This is a genomic window from Sulfurimonas paralvinellae (assembly GCF_014905135.1).
GTDB lineage: Bacteria > Campylobacterota > Campylobacteria > Campylobacterales > Sulfurimonadaceae > Sulfurimonas > Sulfurimonas paralvinellae.
This window is the reverse complement of the sequence record NZ_CP041406.1, coordinates 1,685,695-1,700,291: the sequence shown is the minus strand read 5'-3', so window position 1 is coordinate 1,700,291 and position 14,597 is coordinate 1,685,695. Positions and strand designations below refer to the sequence as shown.

The 14,597-nt window shown below is 38.8% G+C and carries 14 protein-coding genes; 8 read left to right on the top strand and 6 right to left on the bottom strand.

What is annotated here, in order from left to right; genetic code table 11:
- Positions 1–115 precede the first annotated feature (115 nt).
- Positions 116–559 carry a globin domain-containing protein gene (locus tag FM071_RS08745; protein ID WP_193110619.1) on the top strand — a complete coding sequence of 148 codons (444 nt, stop codon included), beginning with the start codon at positions 116–118 and terminating at the stop codon, positions 557–559.
- On the opposite strand, the gene FM071_RS08740 is transcribed toward FM071_RS08745, so the two are convergent.
- Positions 556–1,335 carry a histidinol-phosphatase gene (locus FM071_RS08740; RefSeq protein ID WP_193110618.1) on the bottom strand — a complete coding sequence of 260 codons (780 nt, stop codon included), beginning with the start codon at positions 1,333–1,335 and terminating at the stop codon, positions 556–558. The genes FM071_RS08745 and FM071_RS08740 overlap by 4 nt on opposite strands.
- A gap of 79 nt (positions 1,336–1,414) precedes the next feature.
- On the opposite strand from FM071_RS08740, the gene FM071_RS08735 reads away from it, so the two are divergent.
- Genes FM071_RS08735 through recG form a run of 7 tightly spaced genes read left to right on the top strand, consistent with a single transcriptional unit; the run spans position 1,415 to position 8,133 of the window.
- Positions 1,415–2,131, top strand: a complete 717-nt coding sequence (locus FM071_RS08735; RefSeq protein ID WP_193110617.1) for a chemotaxis protein — start codon at positions 1,415–1,417, stop codon at positions 2,129–2,131.
- Positions 2,131–3,423, top strand: coding sequence for a peptidase U32 family protein (locus FM071_RS08730; protein ID WP_193110616.1), 1,293 nt, complete (start codon positions 2,131–2,133; stop codon positions 3,421–3,423). Before FM071_RS08735 ends, FM071_RS08730 begins: the two co-directional genes overlap by 1 nt.
- A gap of 36 nt (positions 3,424–3,459) precedes the next feature.
- Entirely contained in the window at positions 3,460–3,957 is a 498-nt protein-coding gene (gene purE, locus FM071_RS08725) for a 5-(carboxyamino)imidazole ribonucleotide mutase (RefSeq protein ID WP_193110615.1), read from the top strand.
- A gap of 22 nt (positions 3,958–3,979) precedes the next feature.
- Entirely contained in the window at positions 3,980–4,453 is a 474-nt protein-coding gene (locus FM071_RS08720; protein ID WP_193110614.1) for a DUF3972 domain-containing protein, read from the top strand.
- A complete protein-coding gene (locus FM071_RS08715; RefSeq protein ID WP_193110613.1) occupies positions 4,454–5,323 on the top strand; it encodes a damage-control phosphatase ARMT1 family protein in 870 nt (289 codons plus the stop codon).
- Between the two features lie 55 nt (positions 5,324–5,378).
- Complete coding sequence (gene glyQ, locus FM071_RS08710; protein ID WP_193110612.1) at positions 5,379–6,263, top strand: glycine--tRNA ligase subunit alpha; 885 nt, start codon at positions 5,379–5,381, stop codon at positions 6,261–6,263.
- Between the two features lie 58 nt (positions 6,264–6,321).
- Positions 6,322–8,133 (top strand): ATP-dependent DNA helicase RecG, encoded by a 1,812-nt coding sequence (gene recG, locus FM071_RS08705; protein WP_193110611.1) that lies wholly within the window; start codon positions 6,322–6,324, stop codon positions 8,131–8,133.
- On the opposite strand, the gene hpf is transcribed toward recG, so the two are convergent.
- The 5 genes from hpf to FM071_RS08680 form a co-directional block, all read right to left on the bottom strand.
- Positions 8,130–8,663, bottom strand: coding sequence for a ribosome hibernation-promoting factor, HPF/YfiA family (hpf, locus tag FM071_RS08700; RefSeq protein ID WP_193110610.1), 534 nt, complete (start codon positions 8,661–8,663; stop codon positions 8,130–8,132). The two genes, recG and hpf, sit on opposite strands and share 4 nt — an antisense overlap.
- Positions 8,664–8,728: 65 nt before the next feature.
- Positions 8,729–9,193 (bottom strand): hypothetical protein, encoded by a 465-nt coding sequence (locus tag FM071_RS08695; RefSeq protein ID WP_193110609.1) that lies wholly within the window; start codon positions 9,191–9,193, stop codon positions 8,729–8,731.
- Positions 9,169–10,068: a prepilin-type N-terminal cleavage/methylation domain-containing protein gene (locus FM071_RS08690; protein WP_193110608.1), complete on the bottom strand. Its 900-nt coding sequence runs from the start codon at positions 10,066–10,068 to the stop codon at positions 9,169–9,171. The genes FM071_RS08695 and FM071_RS08690 overlap by 25 nt, the downstream gene beginning before the upstream one ends.
- A complete protein-coding gene (locus tag FM071_RS08685; RefSeq protein ID WP_193110607.1) occupies positions 10,065–10,664 on the bottom strand; it encodes a prepilin-type N-terminal cleavage/methylation domain-containing protein in 600 nt (199 codons plus the stop codon). The genes FM071_RS08690 and FM071_RS08685 overlap by 4 nt, the downstream gene beginning before the upstream one ends.
- Positions 10,658–14,416, bottom strand: a complete 3,759-nt coding sequence (locus tag FM071_RS08680) for a choice-of-anchor L domain-containing protein (RefSeq protein WP_193110606.1) — start codon at positions 14,414–14,416, stop codon at positions 10,658–10,660. The genes FM071_RS08685 and FM071_RS08680 overlap by 7 nt, the downstream gene beginning before the upstream one ends.
- Positions 14,417–14,597 lie beyond the last annotated feature (181 nt).

Here is a 14,597-nt window from a genome sequence, read left to right as displayed (position 1 = left end):
TGAAGTATTATACAAGTGCAATTATTAATTATAACTTTATAGTGATATTATGCAGAAATTTTAATTTTAGAGGGATGGAGTTTTTTATATACTTTTATAAAAAATAGGAAGCTTTTTGAATCTAAAAATTACAGACGGTGAACTTGGTGTTCGGCCTCCAGTTGCAAAGCCGCATCCGGGATTTTTTCATGAGGTGGGAGAAGAGCGTTTCAGGAAACTTGTTCATGATCATTATGATTCCATTAAAACGAGTGATATAGCTTTTTTGTTTCCTGTATTTGACGATGAAGATTTTGCAGAAGCCCAGAAGCATGCAGCGGATTTTCTTATAGAGATATCCGGTGGACCTGATTATTTCACGCAGACACGTGGTGACCATCAGATGGTAGGGCGTCATGCCCCTTTTCGAATTGATGAAAAAGCAAGACGGGTGTGGCTGAAGTTGTATCAGCCGCTTTTGATGGAACTTGAAGATGAAGGCATCTCCCCGGAGTACATTGAATCTTTTTGGAACTACCTTGACATTTTTTCCAAATGGGTCATTAATACAAAGAGTTAAAGAGGGAGAAACTTCTTTTCTCTGTTTTGAAAATAGGCACACTCTCTGTAGCCTATTGATTTTGCCATGGCAATCACCTGATCGTTATAGAGTCCTACCTGTTCGGGTTTATGAGCATCGGAAGAGAGGGTTATATCGATGCCGAGTTTATACGCTTCTTCTAAAAGCTCTTTGGAAGGGTATGCCTCAGCGACAGGTTTTCTGTATCCGGCGACATTGATCTCTAAAACCATATCGCTCTCTTTAATGGCAAGCAAAGCCTTCTTTGCAATCTCTGTTATCTCTTTTTTGGGCATGAACTTAAAGATCTTAATAAGATCCAAATGCCCTACGATATCAAATAATTTTGTCTTTGCCATGGCTTCTATGGCATCAAAATATTTCTGCCAGATAACATCGATGTCTTCATTTTCATACTGCCCTATAAACTCAGGGTTGTCAAAGCCCCACTCATCAATGAAGTGTACAGAACCGATGAGATAGTCTACATCTGCATGCAGAACTCGCTCATCCATATGACCCGGCAGATAATCGACCTCGTAGCCTAAAAGGATCTCTATTTTGTCTTTATATTTTTCTTTTACAGCAAGCACACTCGCTTCATACGCCTGCATATCTTCAAATTTCATACGGTACTCAGGGTCGAAATCCATCGGTGCGTGATCGGAAAAACCGAAAACTTTTGTTCCCTTTTGTATAGCTGCTTCAATATACTCTTCTATCTCACCTTCGGCATGGTTGCAAAGGGGTGTGTGGTTATGTAAATCTACTATCATTTTTTCTCGAATTTATTTATTTTATGCTATTATAGTGACATTTGATAAATTAAACCAATTTTGAGTACGGAGAACCTTGATGACGCAAGAAGAATTAGATGCATTGATGAACGGTGAGATGGGCGATATGGAAGAACTCTCTGAAGAGGAGTCTGCAGAAGAAAATATAGCGGAAGATGCAGAGGAAACTCTAGAGGATGCTGCAGATGAGAATTCTCAAATAGATCCTGAAGAGATCATAGGAAACAAGATAAAATCAGCTGAACTTCCACTTCCGGCAACAGATGAGAATAAAATGGTCCACCAGCTTGATGATGTGACTAAAGAGTCTGAAGAAAAAGCGAGTGAAATTTTTGACATTATTGAAAATATCAGTAATGACCTTATGGAAAGAGAAGAGACGTTAAGCGGTGTAACGGAAGTTATAGAAGCAAATATTGCTCTCTTTGAAAAACTGTGCGATAAATTTCCTGATGTTGAAACATTTCAAACACAGCTTGCATCGAATAAAGAGGCAAAAGAGAATCTTTCAGAAGTCATAGAAACACTACAAAACAGCGGTGATTCCATCATGAATGTAATGGATATCATGCAGTATCAGGATATTCACAGACAGAAGATAGAACGTGTCATCAATGTTATGCGTGCACTTTCAAAATACATGAACACTCTTTTTGAAGGAAAAGTCGATGATGAAAAACGTGTTGCTTCAGCAACACATATTGTCGGCGATGCTCACAATGATGTGGCATCTACTGAAGATATCGAAGCCTTGCTTGCGCAGTTTGGACAATAATGAAAAAAGTTGAACTCCTCTCTCCGGCAGGAACGTTAGAAAAACTCAAGATTGCTTTTGATTACGGTGCTGATGCTGTTTATGGCGGTGTGAGCCATTTTTCGCTTCGGATAAGAAGCGGCAAAGAATTTAGTTGGGAAGATTTTGAAGAAGGAATCGCCTATGCTCACGCAAGAGGTAAGAAAGTCTATGCAACCATTAATGGTTTTCCGTTCAATTCTCAGCTCAATCTTCTCAAAAAACACATCTTAAAAATGGCAGAGCTAAAACCGGATGCTTTTATCGTGGCAACACCGGGTGTTTTAAAACTAGCCCATGAACTTGCTCCTGATATGCCGTTACATCTCTCCACACAGGCAAATGTGATGAACGTTCTCGATGCAAAGGTTTATGCGGACATTGGAGCGACACGTATCATTACTGCACGTGAGATTAGTTTAAAAGATCTCAAAGAGATAAAAAAAGAGCTGCCTGAACTTGAGCTTGAGGTTTTTGTTCACGGTTCTATGTGCTTTGCCTATTCTGGACGCTGTCTTATCTCTACACTGCAAAGTGGTCGTGTCCCAAACCGTGGAAGCTGTGCCAATGACTGCCGTTTTCCTTATGAGATGTATGCCGCGAATCCTGAAACAGGAACGCTTTTCAAGCTTGAAGAAGAGGAGGGTGTCGGTACTTACATCATGAACTCAAAAGACCTCAATCTCGCTTCACATATGCAGGAAATCCTGGATTCTGGTGTTGTTGATTCCGTTAAGATAGAAGGACGAACAAAAACAGCCTACTATGCGGCAGTGACAGCAAAAGCCTATAGAATGGCGATAGATGACTACTATGCAGGGAAAGTTGAGAGTGATAAGTATCAGTATGAGCTTCAGTCATTGCAAAACCGTGGTTACACGGATGCGTATCTTATCTCTCGTCCTTTTGAAAAGCACGATACACAGTCACTTGATTTTACGATGCAACTAGGAACACATCAGGTAACGGGTGTGACTAATGAAGCCGGTACGCATTATATGTGTAAGTTTACGACAAGACCGGGTGATGAGCTTGAAGTCGTTGCACCGCTCGATAGCAAAATAGCACTTGTTGACAATGAGACAGGAACAACATACGAAAAAGAGGGTAGGCTTTACCTGCAGTTTAAGGAGTTGCGTGATGAAAAAGGCAAAGTTTGGGAAGCGGTACACAGTGGAAACATCAACCCGATAAAACTGCCGACAACATTTCCGCCGTTTACATTTTTTAGGATTCCGGCACGGGATGATATGAACACTGCTCCAAAAAATTAGTGTATAATTTCAAGATAAAATTATAAGGGTATTTGTATGAAATTTGTTTCAATTGTAATAGGCTCAAAGAGTGACTATGAAGTAATGAAGTCGTGTTCTGACACGTTAGAGAGTTTTGGTGTAAATTATGAGATGATTATCTCATCTGCACACCGTTCACCGGAGAGAACAAAAGAGTATATTGCAGAAGCTGAAAAAAAAGGCGCACAGGTCTTTATTGCAGCGGCCGGAATGGCTGCACACTTGGCGGGTGTTCTCTCTTCAAAGACAATCAAACCTATCATCGGTGTACCTATGTCGGCTTCAGCACTGAGTGGAATCGATGCACTCCTTTCAACCGTACAGATGCCTGCTGGAATGCCGGTTGCTACAGTTGCCATAGGAAAAGCCGGAGCGATCAACTCTGCATATCTTGCTATGCAGATTTTGGCACTGGAAAATGAAGAGCTGGCGATTAAGCTAAAAGAAGACCGCATTGCAAAAGCGAAAAAAGTCGAGATGGATTCTTTAGAGATAGAGACTATTATAAAATAGCAAACAGAAGCAGGAGATAACGATGCAGTGGATGAAGGACGATGAATACAGTGAATTGACCGGACTGGAATTATCGGCTATTGATGATCTGGTAGAGCGTGGTAAATTGACTGTAAAAGTTGAAGACGGCATACGCTACATCGATCCATCAAAAGGTGCTACAGAAGTTGTCGTTCCTGCAAAACTGAGTGAACTCAGTGAAAAAAACAAACATGAGATGCTTGTTCAGCCTGAGTTCGTTGAAAAGACGATAGGTACGATCATCAATCTTCATGAGAAAGTTCTTGATGCAAAAGATGAGACGCTTGAGGCCGTGAAAACAGAAAATGAGTTTTTGCGTGAGGCGCTTGCATCGCTGCAAGAACTTTATGATGAAGACAGAAAGACCATTCACACGCTTCAAGAACAGCTGAAGCTTTCTCAGCAGGAAGTTGAGTTTATGCGTCGTAAGTACAAGCTTATGTGGAATAAAGCCATCGATGAACACACTTCTTAGATGAATATAGATCTTGCATGTGTGGGCTGTATTGTTAACCAGAGCGTCAAAGTCGCGGATGCTATTGGTGCGGACAGCGCTTTAAGAAAAAAACTGCTTACTACTGTCGATGCAATGAGTAAAGAGTTCTCTTTTGACCTCACACCTCCTGAAATTGCTGCCGATGTGTATGAAAAAATGGCTGAGATAGCTCATAAAGAGGATCTTTATGCTGAGGTCAAAGAACACTCTACCCAAAAAGCCCGCTCATTCGTTCCTTTTTTAAAAGAAAAACTCCAAAATTCAGATGATAAACTTCTAACGGCAACAAAGATAGCGGTTGCAGGCAATGTCATAGATCTGGCGGCTGAAGTTACCTTTGATCTTGAAGAAGAGCTTGAGAAAATTTTTCATACTGAGTTTGCTCATAATGATTTTGAAGCTCTGCGTGAGCAGCTCGCTTGTGCGAAGAGTGTTACGATACTAGGAGATAATGTAGGAGAGCATATATTTGATTATATGTTCATTCAAGTGCTGCAGGAACTCTATCCGCAGATCCATTTTTCCTACATGGTACGCGGATGTCCAATTATCAACGATGTGACACTTAAAGAAGCACAAGAGGCTGGTTTTGATAAACTGTGTGAACTTATTGACAGTGGTGTCAATACTCCGGGATTTACCTATGAACGTGCCAGTGAGTATGCTCAATCAGTATTTGACAGTGCGGATGTTGTCATTAGCAAAGGGATGGGAAACTATGAGTGTCTTTCTCCTTCACACAGAGGTAACATCTGCTTTTTGCTTAAAGTGAAGTGTGAAGTTGTCGCTGCTTCTTTAGGAAAAAGTGTCGGTGATATCGTTTGCAAATTGACAAACAAGAATGTTTAAATAGCAAAAAAGTCTCTTTGGATATAATACGAAAAATAAAATAAGGCAAGATATAATGATAACTTTTAGTGAGATGTTACTTAAATTACAGGAATTTTGGATGAAGCAGGGGTGCAATATTGTACAGCCTTATGATATTCCCGCAGGGGCAGGAACATTTCATCCGGCAACTTTTCTTCGCTCACTTGACTCTACGCCGTGGGCTACGGCATATGTGGCACCCTCACGCAGACCGACAGACGGACGCTACGGAGAGAACCCAAACAGACTTGGTTCATACTATCAGTTTCAGGCAATTATAAAACCTTCACCGGATAATATTCAAGAACTCTATCTGCAATCTTTGGAGTATTTGGGTCTTGATGTAAGTAAGCACGATATCCGCTTTATTGAAGATAACTGGGAATCACCTACGCTCGGTGCATGGGGACTTGGCTGGGAAGTGTGGCTCAATGGTATGGAAGTGACACAGTTTACATATTTTCAACAGGTCGGCGGCATCGAGTGCTCACCGGTTACTGCTGAGATAACTTACGGAACAGAACGACTTGCTATGTATCTTCAAGGGGTTGATACGGTCTTTGACATTGTCTGGAATGTAGATAAAGAGGGCAACAAAACACTCTATAAAGATGTACATAAAGAGAGCGAGATAGAGTTTAGTAAGTACAATTTCGAAGTGGCAGATACAGCAATGCTTTTTGAAGAGTTTAATGCAAAAAGTGCAGAGTGCATGCGAACACTTGAAGCCGGGCTGCCTTTACCGGCATATGATCTTTGTATGATGGCATCGCATGTCTTTAATGTTCTCGATGCAAGAAAAGCGATCTCGCAGACAGAGCGACAGAACTATATACTTAAAATTCGTGAACTCTCACGCGGCTGCGCAGAACTTTACAAAGCACAGGAAGAAGAGAGAAATAAACGCGTTAACGGGTAAATATTTCAATTTGACATATTTTTAAAAAGTTTTTTAAATTTGCTTGTATAATATAAGCATGAAAAAACTATCAAAAGAGCAAGAAGCAAAATTTAAAAAACTCGGTATATCTACCATAAGCGAACTCGCTCTTTTGATTCCCAACTCCTATGAAGATTACAGAATTCAAAACAGACTTCATCCTCACGCAGCACAACTCATCGATGCAACCGTCGAGTCGATTTATCGTGCACCAAATTCCATTCAGGTAACTTTCTTTGCACATAATTTTGGACATAGAGTAACCGGTGTCTTATTTCGTCCTAAGCCGTATATGCTGCATCAGTTCAAGGCAGGAGAGAGAGACTGCTACTATGGGATGATAGAGTGCAAAAACGGACAGTGCTCCATGAGTATGCCGCGAAAAGTCACACAAGTAGGCACTATCACTCCAAAATATAAAACAGCACTCAGAACGGATGTGATGGCTCGTCTTGTGCAGGAACTTGTCAGTGTACAATCTTTGCAAGAAGAGGGGATACCTCAAGAGGTTGCAGAGGAGATTGTAAAACTGCATTTTCCTGATGAAATACTGCTTCAAAGCAGAGAACTTTCACAGCAGACGATGGAAGCATTAAAATACCTTGAACTTTTTATCTATATGAAACAGCTCTCACGCAAGCGAAGATATTTCAGTGCCATAGCTTCAAAAAAGAGCAGTTATGAGTCTTTTCTATCTGCTTTGCCATTTACGCTCACGCAGGAGCAGTTACATGCCATTAACGATATACAAAACGATTTTTCCAAAGATGTGGCAGCCAAGAGAATGATAGTCGGGGATGTGGGCAGCGGAAAGACAATGGTGATTTTAGCGGCTGCTTTTATGATGATGCCGCACCGCTCCATCTTAATGGCACCCACGACAATTTTGGCAAATCAGCTCTATGAAGAGGCACAAAAATTTCTACCGGGTATGAACATAGCCCTTATCACGAACAAAACAAAAAAAGTACCTCTGGATGCATATGATTTCATCATAGGAACCCATGCACTTCTCTATAGAGAACTTCCAGATGCCGCTTTGGTTATGGTGGATGAACAGCACCGTTTTGGAACGCAGCAGCGTAATATGCTTGAAAAGTTCATAACGCAGGGTGAAAAGAAACCACATTATCTACAGTTTTCGGCTACGCCTATTCCAAGAACCTTAGCAATGATAGAATCTGCCCATATTGATGTTTCTTTAATTACTTCTACACCTTATAAAAAAGACATTGACTCGAAAGTGATCCATAAAAATGATTTTTCAGAGTTATTGGAACATATCAAAAATGAGATAGCCAAAAATAATCAGGTACTTATTGTCTATCCGTTGGTGGAGCAGAGTGAGATGCTGGCGTATCAAAGTATTGATGAAGCTAGAGGGTATTGGGAAAAGAATTTCAGTAATGTTTATGTCACTCACGGAAAAGACAAAGAAAAAGAGCAGGTGCTTTTGGATTTTCGAGAAAAAGGCAATATTCTCATCTCTACGACAGTGGTGGAAGTAGGTATATCGTTGCCGAGGCTCACAACGGTTGTCATTGTAGGCGCTGAGAGGTTAGGGCTCTCAACATTGCATCAGTTACGCGGTCGCGTGAGCCGAACAGGACTCAAGGGCTACTGTTTTTTATATACTAACCAAAACAACTCTGAGCGATTGGATGAATTTGTAAAAACTACCAATGGCTTTGATATAGCTAACTTGGATCTCAAATATAGAAAAAGCGGTGATCTACTGAAAGGGAAAAATCAAAGTGGTTCACAGTTTACGTGGGTGGATTTTGCTGAAGATACAGAGATAGTGAAGAGAGTAAAAGAAGATTTGCTTCTTTTACCTCATAACGATTAATAAAGACCGAATTTACCGTCGTTTCTTTTGTAGAGAACACGAGTTTTATGTTCATTGTCCACAAAGATCTCGAACATTTTTCCGCTCTCTTTGAGGTCGCTGAGAACATCTTCGACTTCACGTGGTTTGTAAAGATCAAGTTCTACAGGGATGATCTCATCTTCCATCTCTTCGGCTACCTCTTTTACATCGACAATTTCTGCTTTAAGTTCATTAAGACCGACTTTATGGTGATCGACTTCTTTGTCATGTAAACGACGAAGTGCTTTTTCCGCACGCTCTAACGCAATGTCAATAGCTGCATAGAGATCACTGTCATGTTGATTGATAACAATAGTGTTTTTTTGAGGAAGGTTAAGAACAAACTCTATGTTAAAGTGTTCTTTTCCTTTTCTTGTCGCAGTCGTTGCAATTACATTTGCAGAAATAATGTCCATATTGTATTTTTTAAGTGCTTCTATAGATGCTGTCATATGTTGCTTGATAGCGTCTGTCAGTTCTAAATTTCTGCCTGTTAAAGAAATATTCATTTCCCAATCCTTTTTTATAATATATTTTGGATTATATCATTAAAAGGTTTATAGAAAATGTAATTTTATAATTTTTGGATAGTTCTTCTAAAATAGCGGATAGGTTCGCTTGTTATTGAAGGGTCATGCAGTGTTACTGCTATATCCATCATGACAGAGCCACTTTCTTCAGGAGTATGAATGGTAATATATTGGGTGCATCCTCCAATTGGAACAGTATAGATATATTGCATGGTTACATTTGCATCATATTTGATTTCTCCTGCATCTCCAAAAGTATGATTGTAATTATTAGAACAACCGTTTTTTGCAATGTTCAAAAGTGCTAATTCTGCTGCTGCTTTTGAATAGAGAGATGCTTGTTCATGAAGATAGATATCTGTTGTCCTTTTAGTCGTTTGTGATGTAAGCGCTAAGGCTAGTGCCATAATGGTAGCAATAATAACAATTACCATAATAGCCATTATCATAGCTATTCCCGATCTTCTTTTATGAGCTGAATGTCTTAAAAAACTGTTTTTTCTTTGCATAATGAATACTTTTCATCCTCTATTAAATCTGATTTTACACAGACTTGAATTTTTATGACAGACCCTACTGCACGAAATTGGAATGTACTTACATTTTCCATGATAACAGAGGATTGTGTTGTTGCTTTTGTATAATCATCTCCTTCCCATGGCTGATAATCATACCAAAGTGTAAGAGTGCCCTTGTTTGTAGCAGCATCATAATCTTTTATACCAACTGCATAAGCAGTCCATGCAAGTTTATAATATTCATAAACATCTTCTCCGCTGAATGAACCGACTTTTGGAATGAGAACAGAAGTGTTTGCATCTGTCTGTATTGGATGCATAGCATTGCTTTGATCAATAAAAGCAGCATGTGGAATCGTCCATCCCCATTGTTGGCTGTTACTGTTGGAACCGACAAAGTAGATGGCACTGTCATTAATATCGGTACCACTATTATGTGCAAGAGCATCAATTATATTGTTTATCTCGGCAGTGTTCGTTCCAGGAGAAGCCAGATAGGTAGCATTGGAGTCATCTAAGTCTATAATTCCGCTCCAATAAGGAGCTGTTTTCCCTCGAAAGCTCTCTTCATCACTCCCTACCCACTCTAATATATTGTACTGTGTTCCGCTTGCACTCTGGATAGCTACAAATGTATTGTCACTTGATTTGCGACCAATAACAGATGCTTTTATACGGTACTGCAATCTTGCAGCAATCGTTTCAACTGCCATTTCAGCATCTGCCTGTAGTTGATTGTTTACCTGTGCAAATATATAGTTATGATATGCCTGTGCAAGGAATTCAACTCCGTATTTTCCCAATATTCCCATTACCACAATAACAAATATAAGCTCTATCATTGTAAAAGCATAACGGCGCATCATTGCATAGTCCTTTTATAGTATTCCGGCTCACCGATATTTGCACTGTAACTGATAAGTTTTGTAATTGTATTGCCATTGCTGTCTTGAATTGAGACAGCAATCTTTTTTAAGTCGTTTGTTCTTGAAATTGTTGCTGTACTTGTATAAGTATCTTTATACCCTGTATCAGATGCATTTGGATTATCAAATATATCAGCTGTCCCATTGACAGCAGCAACAGCATCATCAAGTGAATAAAAATTGCCGCCTGTTGCACTTAAGTTTGCAGGGTTTACATCATTATTTAAACAGCGGCGATGAAAAGGCTGAGCAATATGTCCTGGTCTCATTCGTGTAACTGCATCGCAATCACCGCCTATATTGATGACTCTTGAAAGATTACTAAGAGCATTGTCTTGCATAGAAAGTTCATCCCAATATCCGGACATGATTCCCATTAGCTGCGCAGAAGCAGCGAAGATGGCTTCTTGTACTATATTCTGCTCGACCCCTTTTTGCGTCGTGTTTGTCATAACAGGCAGAGAGACAATGGCAATTGATATGATGACAATAGCAAATATTAGCTCGATCATCGTAAATGCATATCTTTTTACCACATTGTTCTCCTGTTCGTTTTTGAAACATTGGATGCTTTTGTGGTTGTGGTTGTTTCTCTCTCACCACTCCAGCTGCTATTAGCATTGTTAAATTCTACTTGAAAAGGGTTTGTTTGCGCATTTGCATCGTTTTCGTTATAAATTAGCCAATTGGACGCATTGATTTCCATAGTGGTTGTGTATGGATAACCAAGAGCTCCATTATAGTTAAGATTTGCCGTTGTTGTATTCGTTCCGTTGGCAGGGATGCTTGATGTTACATTGAACGCTCCCTGCTCTGTTAGCGGACTACTGACATTACCATCATTTGTCGTCACATGTAATGTATTTTGATACCAGCGAATATCATCAACATGCTGGATACTAGGGATCAGTGCAAGATTACAGCCTGCATTATAACAGTAGATTTCATAATAAATATTTGTAGTATACGGATTGTCTGTCGGTACTTCAAATCTTTGTTTTCCTGCGTGAGCACGACCATAATAAAATTTAATAGGTAGCGTAGTGTTGAGATCCTTTTTCATTTCAGAAGTTTTATTATTAAGCAGATCTGCATGGAAAGCATGGCTTATATTGGTATCATTTACATCATAAGAGAGAAAAATTATTGCTTTTGGATTGACCGTTTTGGTTACATTTCTATCATAATTGAGGTTGAGATATGTCCTTATGCTACCATTTGATGTTTTATAAAAATGACTTTCGTTTGTATCAAATTGAAACTCTGCAACATTAGGTGCAGTGTCACTTACATTGACATCTAAATTTGTGATAGGTTTAGTGGTTGTTTTGTTTACATCGTGAAATCTTGCTCTAAACGTTACATGATTACCCTCCGTATCATTAAGATCTCTATTTGTTGTTTTTATAGTGATTGTTAATGGAGTTGCATAACATTTTTCTACAAAATTACCTACTAATACATCATTGTAGCCTGCTGCGGATATAAATCCGTTGAGATGATAAGACATGTTTTCATCTGCACTGTTGTTTATATCGGACATATAGACAAATGCATGGATTGGGGCTACTGCTTGATAATTTATTCCTACCGTTGGAAGAATAGGATTGCCTGTAACTGATCCATTAATGTCGAATTTATAAGGATAGAAACTGATATTTAAATCGTTATATGTAATTGTCTGTGTACTACTTATATGCGTAGAATGTGTACTGTTAATATCGCATCCAGTAAGATTGTCATTTACAGCTGACTGATCTACAAAATCGCTATTGAGAACACAATCAGTTCCCGTTAAAAAGTGGGCTGAATAAGGTGCAAGATAATGATTAGTCCTATTTGTATCCATTAAATAATTAAGGTCACTATCCACTGCTGTCCATTTCGTGTCACTTATATTGAAACTATACGCACCTACTTGATTAAGACTTGTGTTTTGGTCGGCAATTCCATTGCCAAAATTGATATTGGCAGTATAGTTGTTGTCGTCATTACATCCGCTTATATCTTTTCCTACTGGCGGAGACCAAATATATGCTGTATCAATGCCTGTATAATAACCTCGTGATGCATTGTTGTCAAGATGATTTGTAGCATTTATCTCTAAAATATAGTTATAACCTGCTGCTAATTTAAGAGGGGATGTCGATGTATTCGTGCCAATCAGTGGTTCATTTGCAGTTGTTACAGTTTGGTTTTGATCTTTTATCTGTATATGAAAAGCTTCAGGACGAACAGCAAAATTGTCTCGTGAACAGATAAATTTCGTATCATATCCATAGATACACTGTTGACATGCCACGAGTTCATCAAAGTCCATAGCTGATGCAGCAGCTGTCCCTGCATTATTACACCAGGAAGGAACTGTATCTACATTATTTGGATTGCCATCCATGTCTTGTAAACAATTGTTGCCCGCCAGTGATGGGAAATTAGCTACATTCCAAGATATAACATTTCCACTACCATCTGTCGCAGCAGGTATGAGATGTAAAGCTCCAGTGTTGTTGCCGTCAGCATTGTAGCTCACTCTAAATGTGGCATTTACACGGGCTTCTCCAGGAAGTAAGGAAACAGCTGCCTGTGCAGCATTGTCAATTGTTGTCCATACTCTCTTGGAAATAGCATTACTCTCTTCGTTACAAGAAGCGACTGTATCATGAAAGGCTCCTAAGTCCACCATGTCAACAGCCACTATCACAGAACCATTGATGTCTTTTAAGGTATCTAGATTGTTCTCATCCATAGAAACAACAGATATATTTGGAGTTCTGTTGACAACCTGAGTATTTAAATTATAGAACAGGTTATTGTCACCTGCACTTTTTCCAGGATTTAACCCATTTTCTATGATATTAAATAGACCGTATGCAGGTTTATAACTAGATGCTCCGCCTCCACAAATTGGAATATCCTGGTCAATGAGACTTGAGCGCGGAAGAGTTACGCTTTGTGTAGCTGAAAGTGGAATAGTGATATTGTAATCAAGTCTAGCGACTATAGGCATTGTCAAGTGAGATGTTTGAGGGTTAATAGAAAAATATGTATAGAAGTTTTCAAAACTATCAAAAGAATCGATTGGTATGTTAAGTATTTCACTATTAGTTGTAGTCATACCTAAAGTATTATCTGCTATATGTTCTGGGTAGACACTACCTGGTTGTGTAACGTATACAGACTCTGATGAATATGCTGCCTGTGATGTATTGATATCAAGTACATTGAGTTTGACATTGCTTACTGCTAAATCAGATTCTTCTTGATTTTTAAAGTACATTGCAATTTCAAGTGGTTCGCTTGTAGATACATCAGTATCAATATAGGGACCAACACTATCATTATATTCTGCAGTGATATATCTTTCATTTTGTTTATAAGCATAGTCATAACAAAGCTTTGGTGCCCGTAGACCACGTATTTTGTTAATGAATACACCAGTATCCCAATATGCATCGGCAGTATCAGCGATAGCCATTTTAAAATGATAGGTCTCTCCCGGTGTAAGGTTGTCAAGCGTAGCATGTAGTGTATGTGTAAGACCATCATATTCTACAAGAACTGGAGAAGTTCCTCCTTGGTTGTTTTGATCATTGTCTATATAATAAGCTGTATTGGCTGTATTGACATTTGCTTGTGTCCCATATTGTCCAGCAGTTCCGTTATTGACATTATTTAAAGTGACAGTGTCATAATTGTTAATATCATTGATGGTTACATATGTCTGATTGTCAACGACTCTTGCTATATTGTATGTTTGGTTTAAATCACCACCTGAGATAAAAAAGCCAAAAGCATCATTATATTGGGAACCTACATACTCATTGTATTCTTCAGAAGCAAATTGATAATCAATCAATAAAAGACGTGTATTCTCATCTAATGTAACATCAAACTCAAAGATTACAGGGTTATATATTGCTTTATCGTCAATACCGGTTAAGTCAGCATCAGTATATGTGTCTGAAGCAGTAATTGAAGTACTCCATGAGCTATTAGTTGTAAAGGATTCTTCAACACTCATACAGGTAAGTGTGATTCCTTCATCAATTTCTAAATTGGATCCATTAATTCCATTTGAGAAAATACCTACTTGGGAACCAGAACCATGGGTAATAACTGGATTCGTAATAGTGATACCAGAGCCTTCTATTTGTGAGGCCAATTCTGCAGCTGTGATATCATAAGAACAGGTAGCTGTTGTTCCAGTACATGCTGTTGCAGCAATTGATGATGTGGGTATTATGATAAGTAATAATAAAAAAATTGTTTTTTTTGAAAATGACTTCATGGCAGATCCCCCCCCCCTTTTTTTTTAAGTAAAATTAGTGCACCAAACATCCGCTCAACACTAATGTTACTTGTCCTTACTCTATTGTAGCACTTTTTTTACAGATTGTTCTGAAAATATATGAAAATAGAGTTTTTTTGACAAAGATTTCATGTTTTTTTATGTTTTATTTTTTCTAAAA

Coding starts and splice junctions, on each gene's coding strand:
- FM071_RS08740 (WP_193110618.1), bottom strand. CDS start 1,335: ATGATAGTAGATTTACATAACCACACACCCCTTTGCAACCATGCCGAA.
- FM071_RS08735 (WP_193110617.1), top strand. CDS start 1,415: ATGACGCAAGAAGAATTAGATGCATTGATGAACGGTGAGATGGGCGAT.
- FM071_RS08730 (WP_193110616.1), top strand. CDS start 2,131: ATGAAAAAAGTTGAACTCCTCTCTCCGGCAGGAACGTTAGAAAAACTC.
- purE (WP_193110615.1), top strand. CDS start 3,460: ATGAAATTTGTTTCAATTGTAATAGGCTCAAAGAGTGACTATGAAGTA.
- FM071_RS08720 (WP_193110614.1), top strand. CDS start 3,980: ATGCAGTGGATGAAGGACGATGAATACAGTGAATTGACCGGACTGGAA.
- FM071_RS08715 (WP_193110613.1), top strand. CDS start 4,454: ATGAATATAGATCTTGCATGTGTGGGCTGTATTGTTAACCAGAGCGTC.
- glyQ (WP_193110612.1), top strand. CDS start 5,379: ATGATAACTTTTAGTGAGATGTTACTTAAATTACAGGAATTTTGGATG.
- recG (WP_193110611.1), top strand. CDS start 6,322: ATGAAAAAACTATCAAAAGAGCAAGAAGCAAAATTTAAAAAACTCGGT.
- hpf (WP_193110610.1), bottom strand. CDS start 8,663: ATGAATATTTCTTTAACAGGCAGAAATTTAGAACTGACAGACGCTATC.
- FM071_RS08695 (WP_193110609.1), bottom strand. CDS start 9,193: ATGCAAAGAAAAAACAGTTTTTTAAGACATTCAGCTCATAAAAGAAGA.
- FM071_RS08690 (WP_193110608.1), bottom strand. CDS start 10,068: ATGATGCGCCGTTATGCTTTTACAATGATAGAGCTTATATTTGTTATT.
- FM071_RS08680 (WP_193110606.1), bottom strand. CDS start 14,416: ATGAAGTCATTTTCAAAAAAAACAATTTTTTTATTATTACTTATCATA.